The organism is Wolbachia endosymbiont (group B) of Villa cingulata (assembly GCF_964028285.1).
Taxonomy (GTDB): Bacteria; Pseudomonadota; Alphaproteobacteria; order Rickettsiales; family Anaplasmataceae; genus Wolbachia.
Map to the genome: position 1 here is coordinate 457,540 of NZ_OZ034766.1, position 12,306 is coordinate 469,845.

Annotated in this window: 11 protein-coding genes and 1 pseudogene; 7 read left to right on the forward strand and 5 right to left on the reverse strand. The window is 34.2% G+C overall.

All coding sequences use genetic code 11. The annotated features are described in order from the left end of the window. The first annotated feature begins 10 nt into the window (after nt 1-10). The 3 genes from ABWU52_RS02385 (at nt 11) to trpS (ending at nt 2,634) form a co-directional block, all read left to right on the forward strand. Nucleotides 11-997 carry a polyprenyl synthetase family protein gene (locus tag ABWU52_RS02385; RefSeq protein ID WP_353277397.1) on the forward strand — a complete coding sequence of 329 codons (987 nt, stop codon included), beginning with the start codon at nt 11-13 and terminating at the stop codon, nt 995-997. A gap of 62 nt (nt 998-1,059) precedes the next feature. Beyond that, nucleotides 1,060-1,620 carry a nucleotide exchange factor GrpE gene (locus ABWU52_RS02390; RefSeq protein ID WP_353277399.1) on the forward strand — a complete coding sequence of 187 codons (561 nt, stop codon included), beginning with the start codon at nt 1,060-1,062 and terminating at the stop codon, nt 1,618-1,620. Between the two features lie 15 nt (nt 1,621-1,635). Continuing rightward, complete coding sequence (gene trpS, locus ABWU52_RS02395; RefSeq protein WP_353277400.1) at nt 1,636-2,634, forward strand: tryptophan--tRNA ligase; 999 nt, start codon at nt 1,636-1,638, stop codon at nt 2,632-2,634. A 7-nt stretch (nt 2,635-2,641) separates the two neighbouring features. Here the strand turns inward: trpS and ABWU52_RS02400 are convergent, their stop codons facing one another. Then, complete coding sequence (locus ABWU52_RS02400) at nt 2,642-4,009, reverse strand: hypothetical protein (RefSeq protein WP_353277402.1); 1,368 nt, start codon at nt 4,007-4,009, stop codon at nt 2,642-2,644. 401 nt (nt 4,010-4,410) lie between these two features. Between ABWU52_RS02400 and ABWU52_RS02405 the strand changes: the two genes are divergently transcribed. The 4 genes from ABWU52_RS02405 (at nt 4,411) to ABWU52_RS02420 (ending at nt 9,003) form a co-directional block, all read left to right on the forward strand. Then, on the forward strand, nt 4,411-7,077 hold the full coding sequence (locus ABWU52_RS02405; protein ID WP_353277404.1) for a 2-oxoglutarate dehydrogenase E1 component: 2,667 nt from the start codon (nt 4,411-4,413) through the stop codon (nt 7,075-7,077). 227 nt (nt 7,078-7,304) lie between these two features. Continuing rightward, on the forward strand, nt 7,305-8,078 hold the full coding sequence (locus tag ABWU52_RS02410) for a hypothetical protein (protein ID WP_353277405.1): 774 nt from the start codon (nt 7,305-7,307) through the stop codon (nt 8,076-8,078). Nucleotides 8,079-8,214: 136 nt separating this feature from the next. Beyond that, the gene (locus tag ABWU52_RS02415; RefSeq protein ID WP_353277407.1) at nt 8,215-8,634 is read left to right on the forward strand and encodes a hypothetical protein; all 420 of its coding nucleotides are present in this window, start codon (nt 8,215-8,217) and stop codon (nt 8,632-8,634) included. A 24-nt stretch (nt 8,635-8,658) separates the two neighbouring features. After that, entirely contained in the window at nt 8,659-9,003 is a 345-nt protein-coding gene (locus tag ABWU52_RS02420; protein ID WP_353277409.1) for a hypothetical protein, read from the forward strand. Between the two features lie 73 nt (nt 9,004-9,076). On the opposite strand, the pseudogene ABWU52_RS02425 reads toward ABWU52_RS02420, so the two are convergent. From ABWU52_RS02425 to ABWU52_RS02440, 4 genes and pseudogenes are all read right to left on the reverse strand, one after another. Beyond that, nucleotides 9,077-9,769, reverse strand: a pseudogene (locus ABWU52_RS02425) (TIGR02217 family protein). A 53-nt stretch (nt 9,770-9,822) separates the two neighbouring features. Continuing rightward, nucleotides 9,823-10,098 carry a hypothetical protein gene (locus ABWU52_RS02430; RefSeq protein ID WP_353277411.1) on the reverse strand — a complete coding sequence of 92 codons (276 nt, stop codon included), beginning with the start codon at nt 10,096-10,098 and terminating at the stop codon, nt 9,823-9,825. A 230-nt stretch (nt 10,099-10,328) separates the two neighbouring features. Continuing rightward, the gene (locus ABWU52_RS02435; protein WP_353277412.1) at nt 10,329-11,345 is read right to left on the reverse strand and encodes a hypothetical protein; all 1,017 of its coding nucleotides are present in this window, start codon (nt 11,343-11,345) and stop codon (nt 10,329-10,331) included. 191 nt (nt 11,346-11,536) lie between these two features. Beyond that, nucleotides 11,537-12,277, reverse strand: coding sequence for a DsbA family protein (locus tag ABWU52_RS02440; RefSeq protein ID WP_353277414.1), 741 nt, complete (start codon nt 12,275-12,277; stop codon nt 11,537-11,539). Nucleotides 12,278-12,306: the final 29 nt, after the last annotated feature.

The following is a 12,306-nucleotide window of genomic DNA, read 5'->3' on the forward strand; positions in this document are numbered from 1 at the left end:
GTCCTCTTAAATGCTAAACACTGATTTAACAAAAAGTAGTAAATTAGATGATATTGTATCTTCTGATTTATTGGCTATGAATGACTTTATCTTCAAAAATGTCAATGATGAAGGTACTAAGCTTGCTACCGATATTACATCTCATCTTATTAATTCAGGAGGAAAAAAGATAAGGCCTAAGCTCATTTTTATTATATGTAAAATGCTGAATTACTCTGGAGAGAGTAGGGTCAACATTGCTGCATCGGTAGAATTTATACACAACGCTACTTTACTTCATGATGATGTGCTTGATGAAAGTAAGGCACGCCATGGAGTTGCAACAGCAAATAAAATTTGGGGGAATAAATCAAGCATTTTAGTTGGTGATCTATTATTGGCCTTAGCATTTAGATGGCTTATAGAATGTGGGAATTTAAGTGTTCTCTCTATTTTATCTAAGGCATCTAATTTGCTTGTCAAGGGTGAGATAAAGCAGATGACAACGCGTTTTGACCCTAACACAATTAGGAAAAATTATTTTAATATCATTGGAGAAAAGACAGCATCTTTATTTTCTGCATGCTGCGAGGCTGCATCAGTGGTATCTGGAGCCACAAGTGATGAAACAGAGAGGCTAAGGAATTTCGGGTTTAATTTTGGTATGGCATTCCAAATAATTGATGACGTGCTAGATTATACTGCTAATCAAGGCACTTTAGGAAAGCAACTTGGAAAAGATTTCTTTGAAGGTAAAGTTACTTTACCTTCTATTATAGCATATGAAAAAGGCAGCCCATCAGAACAAAAATTCTGGGAGAAATCTTTTTCTTCAGCTAGACACAATTTTGACCAAGCATTACAATATATTAATCATCATAATGCCATTCATGTTTCTATGGAAGAAGCTAAACACTATATTAATATGGCGCAAAGTAATATTGATACTTTTTCTGATTCTCTTTATAAAACTGCTTTGATTGACTTTTTAAATGCAAGCATAGAAAGACAAGGATAGCTAACGCTTGATATTTTTAGATTGATTGTTATATATTTATTAAGTTTGTAAGGGTGAATGATATGTCAGATAGTAATAAAGGGAAAAAAAAGAAATTTGCAGATATGGTCAGTAAACGAAAAGGGGATGATCAAGAAGATCAGCAAACAGGTGATTTAAGTGAAGAGCTTAATATATTAAAAGAACGTGCAGTTCAGCTTGAAGATCATTTACGTCGCGCTGTTGCGGATAATGAAAACGTTAAACGTATAATGCAAAAGCAAATTAGCGATGCAAGTGATTATGCAGTCACAAAATTTGCACGTGATATGATCGACTCTTGTGACAATTTAAAAAAAGCAATGGAAAACTTGAAAGATGATGATCCTATTCATGAAGGAATAAAAGTGGCGCACCAAAAGATTGTGAGTGATCTAAAAAAACATGGAATAGAAGAAATAGATCCAATAGGTAACTCTTTTGACAGCAATTTACATCAAGCTGTTGTGGAAAGAGAAGATAATGAAAAAGAGCCTGGCACTATTGTAGAAGTACTACAAACTGGTTATACAATTAAAAATAGGTTGCTTCGTCCTGCAATGGTTATTCTTTCTAAAAAATCTGCTGATTGCGAAAGTAACTAATAAAACACTCAAGGTATGGAAAAAGTTGTCTTCTCAGGTATTCAGCCAAGTGGAGTACTACACTTGGGCAATTATCTTGGTGCAATTAAGCAGTGGATAGGGTTGCAGGATAAATATAAATCTCTTTTTTGTGTTGTTGATCTGCATGCAATCACAGCAAATAAGCTTCCCGCAAATGAATTAAAAAATAATATTTTTAAAGCAGCAGCAACTTATATTGCATGTGGAATAGATCCGGAAAAGTCGATTATTTTCAATCAATCCGCAGTTAGTGGTCATGCAGAATTGGGCTGGCTGCTAGGGTGCTATACACCAATTGGTTGGCTTAATCGTATGACTCAATTTAAAGATAAGGCTGGAAGCGATAGACAAAAAGCTTCTCTTGGGTTATATAGCTACCCAGTACTTATGGCTGCGGATATATTGCTGTATCAAACTAAATATGTTCCTGTTGGCGATGATCAAAAACAGCATTTAGAACTTGCACGTGATATTGCATCAGCTTTTAACAATCATTATAAATGTAGTCATTTCATCATACCTGAAATCTTAACTTTGGATTGTACATCAAGGATAATGAGCTTAAGAGATGGAGCAAGCAAGATGAGCAAATCTGATTCTTCAGAATACTCATGCATTAACCTTGACGATACAGATGACTTGATTGTCAAGAAAATAGAAAAAGCAAAAACAGATTCAATTCTAGGCTTTGATTTTGCTACTTTAAAGTGCCGTCCAGAAGTAAACAATTTGGTAAACATTTATTCAGTGCTTAGTGATTTAAATGTGGAAAAAGTGTGTGAAGAAGTGAATAAACATGATATGAAACACTTTAAAAAAGAGTTAGCTGACTTAATCATCAGTGTTATATCACCCATACGTGAGAAGTTGAACGGTCTTTTGAAGGATCAGCTCCATTTACATAAAATATTAAAAGAAGGTACAGAAAAAGCAGCAGAGATTGCAAATAACAATATAAAAAAGATCAAGGATATTATAGGGTTTGTTCAATAGGTTACAACTATTTCTTCCCATGGCTTTCAAATCGTGCAGCTATTTTCTTTACACTAACATGAGTGAGAAGAGGTTTTTTACTAACCGGAAGTTTAGAATCGGACTTTGCTGTTATGGGGTTCATTTTAGATCTTTTATTTCCTACCGGAAATGAGTGAGATTGGGAGGCAGTTTTTTGCGATGGTGCAGGATCTTTCTTCATACCGATATCTGCTTGTGTTGCAGGGGTGGCTTTGCTCTTAGCAACTTGATTTTGCTCAAATTTTCCTACTATTGACTTTACTCTACCGTCCTTCTTGCTATTTACTTTTTCTTTTATAATAACCGCTTTTACTTCTGATGCTGCTTTATCAGCAGATTTTTTCAGGATTGGTTTACTTTCAGCTGATTTTTGCGAAGTCACTTCTACTATTATTGGTTTCGTGCTCACTTGTTGATCAACAATATCTAGCCTTTTAGGATTTGACAGTATTTCAGATTTATCTTCTTTAGTTTCTTGCCTAATTTCTTGATTGGTAGCGTTTAGCGCTGGTGGCTCTGGAGCCTGTCTCTTTTTATATCCTCTTCTTGTTCCTGCATTTTTCTTAGGTTTCGTTTTGTGAGTTGGCTCCTTTTTAGCTAACTTTGAGTCTTCCGAATCTTTTGTTGAAGATTTACTACTTTTCTCTTGATAATTTGATATTTCCTCATGTCCAGACTCTTCACTTAATGAACTTTCATAGCCTGAATCTTCAGGAGATACATTCTCTATTTCTGGTTTAAAGTGTACCTTTTTTGAGGCAGTAGGAGGTGGCGGAGGTGCTGTTGTTGGCCGTTTTATTCTCTTCATAACCAATTTTCCTACCGGCTGTTTTCCTTCTTGCAGCTTAGGAGTATCTTCCTTCTGCTTTGATGTCGTTTTATTTTCCGTGCTTACTTCGTATGATTTATGTTCTTTATTGCCTTTTCCACTCTGTTTCGAATCTAAAATTTCTTGAAGTCCTTTCTTGAATAGATTAATTGTACTTAAAATATTTGTGTATTCGGCTGCTTTTTCTATAGTGAAACCTGATAATTCATCACCAACAAAATTTTTTATGTCATTATCATTAGTTGGAATATCTTTTCCCAAGACTCTATCTAATATCCCTTTTAATGTTCCAATAAAACCGAGTGGCTTTGTGCTCAAAGGTTCTACATAATTATTCAAGTCGCTATATATAACAAATTTGGCTACATCTTTTGCGTTGTTTGTAAAATTCTTCAGAGCTTGAGATAAATCTTTCAGTGTTTCATCATATTGTTCATTAATTTTTTTTGTATCCTTCAGCTTTATGACTCTTATCAAAGAATTGAGATTTTTATCATAATTGTCACTTTTAAATAGATCACTCATACCAATTACTGTTTATCGTTTACTTAAATATAAATTCAAAGTATTAAGACCGAGTAAATGTTATATGACTTATCCTCTGACTCATAAACACTTGCGTTCCTTAATGTGCAAAAAAATTTCAATAATCTTCAATCAGCAATAGTATAGAAATCCAAAAAAGATTTCATCCAAGTAGCTAACACTGGAACCTAGGAATTATGATTTGGCACAAGTTGATGAGTATAGTTGTTTTATGTTGAAATACAGCATTTATGGAAAGATTAGATGTCAGTCTAGAATGACACCCTTTCTGGAAAACTCGGATTACAGTGTTTGTATAACTTAATAATTAGAAACTAAAGGAGTTCTTTTTTAAAAAACTTAAGTTATACTCATAAGTATTTGATACTTTTGTAGTGATTATGTCCAGTTTTAAAAATAACTCCTGTTTTTATGGCGATAATGTCGAATTTGTGGAAGAAATTTATAGCCGTTACTTGCAAGGCGATAAATCAATTGGAGAAGATTGGTACAGAATTTTTTCGAGCAATTTAGAAGTTAATAAAGCAGAACCCTGCAGAGCACAGAATGAAGCTAAGGTAGATGCTGATGATTTAGCAAATTTTTTCAGATTTTATGGTCACTTTTTTGCAGACTTAAATCCATTATCACCGAATGTAAATAAGGAAATAGATTATCAAAAATACTTGAATCTTTCTCCTACAAGTGACACTAGAATCTACAGAGATATTTACTGCAAGAATATCGGTTTTGAATTTATGCATATTTCCTCTTATGAGGAAAGAGTTTGGCTGCAGGAGAAAATTGAAAATCAGGTCTATACGCTAAGCCCTCAGGATAAAAAAGAAATACTAAGGCACTTGATTGAATCTGAGATGTTCGAGCAATTTCTCCATATGAAATTTCCTGGGTATAAGCGTTTTTCTATCGAAGGTGGGGAGTCAGCCATTGTTGCAATTGAAAGAGTTATTAGTGATTCTGCAGCTTTTGGTATTGAAGAAATAGTTCTTGGTATGGCCCACCGAGGACGGCTCAATGTTCTAACCAAAGTGATGGGAAAAGATTATGCGGCAATGCTGTCTGAATTTCAAGGCAACCTTGCATATCCAAGTGGTCTTGAGGTGTCTGGTGATGTCACATATCACCTTGGTTACTCTTCTGATCGAGCACTTGCTGGTGGTAAAAAAATACACTTAAGTTTATGTCCTAACCCATCTCACCTTGAGGCGGTAAATCCGGTTCTAGCTGGAAGAGTAAGGGCAAAACAAAATACGAGATCTGTGCTTGGAATATCAATTCATGGTGATGCAGCTTTTATCGGGCAGGGAGTGGTTGCTGAAACCCTGACTTTGAGCAACATTGAAGGTTATAAAGTTGGTGGTATCGTGCATATTGTCATCAATAACCAAGTTGGTTTTACTGCGAATCCTCGTTGTGCACGCTCTTCTTTTTATTGTACTGATGTAGCAAAATCAATAGAAGCTCCAATATTTCATGTTAATGGAGATAATCCAGAAGCCGTGAGTTTTGCCGCGAGTTTGGCAATGGAGTATGTGCAGAAATTTAAAAAGGATGTGGTGATTGACATAATATGCTACCGCAAATATGGCCATAATGAAGGTGATGAACCAAATTTTACTCAGCCACTTATGTATAAAGCAATATCAAGGCATAAAACTCCGGGAACAATTTACGAAGAGAAGCTGGCTGCAGAGAAAGTCCTAATTAGTGATGAAGTAAGTAAATTGCGCAGCGAATTTAGGGTAAGGTTGGATAAAAGTCTTGCTGAGTCAGTGACTTACACTCCAAAAAAAGCTGATTGGTTTGATGGAGTGTGGTCGAAATTGAGAAGAGCAAAGTTGAACGATTTGAGTGAATATTATACGGAATCTGGTGTTTCACCAGATGAGCTAAAAAAATTAGGTGTACACATAAATAGCAATATTCCAAGTAGTTTTAATCTCAATAATAAAGTGAGGAAAATACTTGATGGCAGAATAGAAAGTATAAATTCCGGTAGCAACATAGACTGGGCCACTGGTGAAAGTCTTGCATTTGCGTCATTGCTTAAAGAAGAAATAGGAGTGCGCTTGTCAGGACAAGATTCTGGTCGTGGTACCTTCTCGCACCGTCATTCAAGGCTTGTTGATCAAGTAACGGAAGAAGAGTTTATTCCACTAAACAACATAAGTGAGAAGCAAGCTCGCTTTGAAGTTATAGATAGCGCACTATCTGAGTATGCTGTGATGGGTTTTGAATATGGATATAGCCTTGACTCTCCATATTCACTGGTGCTCTGGGAAGGGCAATTTGGTGATTTTGCAAATGGTGCGCAAATCATGATCGACCAGTTTATTGCATCAGCAGAAACAAAGTGGTTGCGATCAAGTGGTCTAGTTTTACTTTTGCCTCATGGTTATGAAGGGCAGGGGCCTGAGCATAGTTCTGCTCGTATAGAGAGGTTTTTGCAACTCTGTGCAGAGGATAATATGCAGGTGGTTAATTGCTCTACTCCTGCGAATTATTTTCATGTTTTACGCCGACAAATTAATCGAGATTTTCGTAAGCCTTTAGTGGTGTTTACACCTAAATCACTATTGCGTCATAAAAGCACAGTTTCTAACCTTTCTGACTTTGAAGGAAAATTTCTTACGGTAATTCCAGAGTGTAGAACAGGTTTAGTTGCAAGTGATAAAATACGTAAAGTTGTAATATGTAGTGGTAAAGTTTATTACGACATAATTGAAATGCTTGAAGCACAAAAAATAAACGATATAGCAGTAGTGCGTTTAGAACAATTTTATCCATTCCCAGCCGATAAACTAGGCAGTGAACTTGAAAAATATAAGAACGCTGAAATTATATGGTGTCAAGAGGAACCAAAAAATATGGGAGGATGGTTTTTTGTTAATCCGTTAATAGAAGAGGTTCTATCTAATCTAGACACTCAAGCAAAAAGGCCTAAGTGTGTTGCAAGACCCGCTGCTGCATCTTCTGCATGCGGTTATGCTAATGTCCATGCTCAACAACAAGCAGAAATTTTGAAGCAAGTTGTGCAGGGTATCTAGCACAATCTTGCAGATATTGAAGCGAAAGCTAGCAAGCGAACATTGTTCTTAATATTTGGCACTGCAGCCGGGTGCGATAGAAAATATATCACAACAATCAAACTGCTTGTATACTCATACAAATATAAAAAGACTTTACTTTTTTAATAAAAGCTTAATATTTATTAACATTTTCATTTATTTTTCTTAATATAGTTAATATTAATATTAACTATATTAAGATATATATGAATACAGAAGCATTTGAGAGGTTAATAGGGCAAACTAGGCTACGCAGCAATAGCAAGGCTGAAATCATACAATTAAATAGAAGCGAGAAGGCTTTTATAGATGAGGATAAAAAGTCTATCGAATTGGCTAAGGCTATTTTTGCAGAAAATAATATGTTTCGTTTTCGCAAACCAAGTTCTGCTACAGATTACATTTTGCACAAACTAATAAATGATAAAAAGCTTCTAGAGGAAATGAAAGATAGAGGTACAAGTATAATACGTCTTTTTTCTTTGCTATCAATGTATCGTAATCTTCCCGATTGCTATGTTGTGAGAAAAGAAGGGTGTATTACTGAGTTTGGAATACTTACTGATGTTGACAACTATTCAGAACCATTACCTTTAGAAGACTTTATACTTATTGAGTCTGCTTCGTACCTAGAGTATATTTTGTTTGACAATGATGATATTAGAAATAGGTTAGCTTCAGATTTGACTGAAGATAAAACAAAATTAGATATTTTCGTAAATGGAATTTTAGCAATAAATAGCTCGGATTTAGTATTATCTTGTATCAACACAATCGAGGCTTTTAATGAGGAAGCTAGAAATTTTGTCAATCACATACAGAAAACCAATAGGATGGACTACCTCTTTAAGGAAAATGGTACAACACTTGTAAAGTTAGTTCTAAAAGAATTATTAAAACTTTCTATTTTACAAGAAAGAGAAAACACTACATTAGAATTTCCTCAAATTTCAGGTATGGAACATTGTAATGGGCGATAGACTTTAAAATATGCTGAGGCTCATTTAAGTATAGAGCTTCAGTATTAAAAAAATATAATCTTTATTAAGATTTTCATTTTCTTTTCTTAAAATAGTTGATATATTAAGTATTAATATTAATTGATACAAGATATATATGAACACAGAAACATTTGAAGCGTTAATAAAGAAAATAATAAAGTTAGATAGCGAGAGAAGAGAGGAAATCATACAGTTAAATAGAAATAAAAAAGCTTTTATAGATGAGGATAAAAAATCTATTGAATTAGCTAAGGCTATTTTTGAAAAAAGTAGTATGTTTTGTCTTTACGATTCAGGTTGTCAAGCTATGTATTACATTTTGCATAAACTAATAAAAGATGGGAAGCTTTTTGAGGAAATGAAAGATAGAGGTACAAGTATAATACGTCTTTTTTCTTTGCTAGCAAGCTGTTACAAGGGTTTTGGTTATCATACTATAGATAATTTTTCAGAAGTTATTGTATGTAGTATAATTCACTATTCTCAACCTGGCATGAAGGGAGTACCTTTGGAGGATTCTATACTTACTAATTAATCTCGTTCTTATCCCACACTTGTTATGAGTAATGATAATATCAGAAAGAAATTAGTTAAAGATTTAACTAAGGATAAAGCAAAATTAGATATTTTCCTAAATGGAATTTTAGCAATGAAGAATTCAGATTTAGTATTATCTTGTGTCAACACAATAGGGGGTCTGAATGAGGAAGCTAGAAATTATGTTAATCGCTTACAGGAAAAAAACATGCTAGATAAAATCTTAAATCAAGATGATACAACGCTTGAAAAATTAGCTCTAAAGGAGTTATTAAAACTTTCTGTTTTACAGGAAAAAGAAAGCACTAAATTAGAATCTCCTGAAATTTCAAGTGTGAAGACTCACCAACATTGTAATGGGCGATAGGCTTTAAAATATGCTGAGGTTCATTTAAATATGAGCCTCAGTGTCGCTTCATTTTTATGAAGCCTACTTTAACTTATTTCACTTCCACTAAAGGAATATTATTCCAGCTGCTGCTGCCATAGTTATCAATAGAAGCGTTTAGGTAATCTGTATCAAAGCGTACTGGTACATCAAATTCGAAGCTTGCGGTGATTATTGTGCCTTTTGCTGGTGGTTTCATAAATTGCTGACCTTACCCAGAAAAAGTAGACAGAAAGTTAAGACGTTTTATTTTACTTCAAAAACGTCTTAACTTTCTGTCTACTTTTTCTGGGTAAGGTCATACTATTTCTCCAGTTGAATAATTTACTGAATATTTTTCTGTCTTTTCACCATCTAGGTAAATTTTTATTGTATCATGCACTGGCTTTTTAATAGTTCGTGTATGCTTGTCTTTTCCACTTATGTAAGTTTTCATCAGTTGAAAGATCGCTTTTTTATCGTCTCCTATGCCAATTTCTTGATTGATAACTGTAAAGTCTGACCAATCCTTAAAGCGAAACCCTATAGCTTTACCTTTTCGTGCCTGAAAAAATGTTATGAGTTCTGTTAGCTGCTCGTTTGACCTAACTCCATAAGCTATGTTGTATTTGGCGCGTGCACGAGACCAATTGATGTTACGCTGTTCACAACCATTATGAGTTGTTACAATATCAGTGGAAAATTCTGGTCCTCCAGTAGAACCATAAGATATATTTTCTGGAAATCTAATTTCTGTAAATGACATATTTCCTCCTGTGAAAACAAAATTGATTTGGTGTAGATAAAGTAGGGAAGAGCTTAAGCTTTTGAAGCTACTTTATCAATCAGGCTATAAATTTTAAATCCCGTTTCTTCTAGAAAAGTATGAGCAATATTTTCCTTTGGCTCACTTTTGAGTTCATGAATGTCGTTATGACTTTGCATTAACTGATATACACAAACACATGCAACAACTAAAGCAACTCCAGCAAGAGATGCTAAAGGAATTGGTTGAGTAAAAACAGCAGCTATAGCAGATGCTGTGAATACTATAGCTGTTATTACAGCAGCTATGCTATAAATAGCCTCTTTCATGTAACTATTGATTAATTTCTTTTGTATTTCCTCTTGTTGATGAGTAAAAGTAATTACTGTATCTGTATGAATTGGCTCACTAGCGCTGCTTTCTTGTTGTGTTTTTTGCTCTTGTTGACGAGAGAAAAGGATTTTTTTATCTGTATGATCTTGCGAAATTGTTGCGCTACTAGTTCTAGTATTATGTTGTACTTCTTGCTTTGGTTGCTCAGAAGCAGGAACTCTGTTACCTACTTCAAGAATTTCTTTACTGGAATTTTTTTCATATCCTTAGAAGTTCCACTCAAGATCTTTGCTGTATTTTCACAAGTTTTACTGTGTGTTTTTTCTAACATTGCTTCATGATTTTGTGAATTTCTTTCACCAATACTTCTGTTAGCAGCTCTTTCTTTTAGTGGTTTCTGCTCTGATTGATTAGAAATAGGAGTTCTTCTATTCGAAAAAATCGTCTCACCAGCGCTGCTTTTTTGTTGTACTGGTTTCTCATAAGCAGAGGCTTCTGTAACCTCGCCAAAGATTTCTTCATTAGAAACTGGTTGACTTTCTGTTATATCTTCAGAAATTTCACTTAGAAGTGGCACAAAATGCCTCATGTAATTCACTACTCCTACAGTTTTTTTGCTACTATCTATCTCTAGTTTCTTGAGATTTATATCTTCCATAAAAACTTCTGGATCATCATCATGTGCTGTAATTTTAGTTACTGTAACTTTTTGACTTTCTTCATCTATTGAATAAATATAAAGCTCCACTTCATACTTGTCACATATCATTCTCCCTTCAACGTTTGGACGACCCCATATAGGTGCAGAACCAGCTCCTGTGGCCATATTCTTAATATTTTTTAAGTACTCATGAAAAGTCTTTTTCTCATCTATCATATTTATTTTAGTTTTTGGATCTTGTATAGGACCATATGGACCTTCTAGCGCAACAAAGTAGCCACCAATAGCAGCGTCTTTTATTACTGCTTTATAGGCCCAACTATCTTGTTTACCATGTTGCTCAACGTAATCTGCGCAGTCTTTTCTTAATGATTTTGCAGTAAAATAATGATCTGGTTTTATATTTAACTCGTTCAATCCTTGAGCCACAGAGTCAAAAAAGCAATCCCCTGTCTTTATAGCAGCTCCTATTTTTAGCTCTCTAGGATAAGTGCTTTTTAAATTATGCAATAATTTATTCGATTTTTTCTTTCCTTTGATTTGCCGAAAAAGAGCAATTGGTTTTCTGTTGAAATTTTTCATGTTATAACTCCAAAATAATAATTGTATTTTAATAGATTAACCAGCCTAGGAAGGCTAATTACTTAAGGTCGTGCTGTGTTGCAAGCAAACATCACCTACTTTTCTTGAACTAATATGTAGCCTATACATATTGTTACTTACTATATCTTAACTATACTTAAACTCTCTTGTGCTGTCAAGCAGGGAATTTATTAATCTTTTAACTCATCCACTTTTTTGCGTAGCACATTTAAATCAGTTGCTCCCACAAAAAGACTATCTCCTATTATCACAAAAGGTGTACCGCCTACTCCTAAATCCCTTACTAAAAGTTTGCTGTTGTTTATCATTTGCTCAATTTTGTCTGCATTACTTTTCATAGAGTTGTTAAAATCGTCCTCGTTAATCCCTATATTTTTTACTATACCTAATATAGTTTTGTCTGAAAATTCTCCTCTGTGATCTAGTGCAGCGTAGTGAAAATCTAAGTACTTTTCTTTATCGATAAAATAAGTAGCTAGAGCGCCTTTTGCTGCCTTTAAGGAGTTGTTACCAAGTATTGGAGCATCCCTAAAGATATATTTAATTTTGCCATCATTGATCAACTGTTTTATGTCATTCTTTATTGCCTTACAATAGCCACAAGAATAGTCAAAGAACCCTACAGCTATGACATTGCTATTTTCATTTCCTGAGTAAGGATAAGTGGAGTCGAATATTTCATTTTTATGCTGAGAAATTTTATTTTTGGTTGCATTAGCATAACTATTTTTAGCTGACTCTTCCTGGAGAGCTTTTAGAACTCTATCAAAATTTTTACTTATGTAGTCATCTAATCTCTCACTTATATGGTCATCGTTTAAGATTGGACTGGGGTGTGAAAGCCAATTGTTTATTACTGGTAAACTTGCTACTGCAAATATAAAAATCAATAAAAATGGTATTTTAGACATACACTTACTTAAAGAATACAAATATTAAA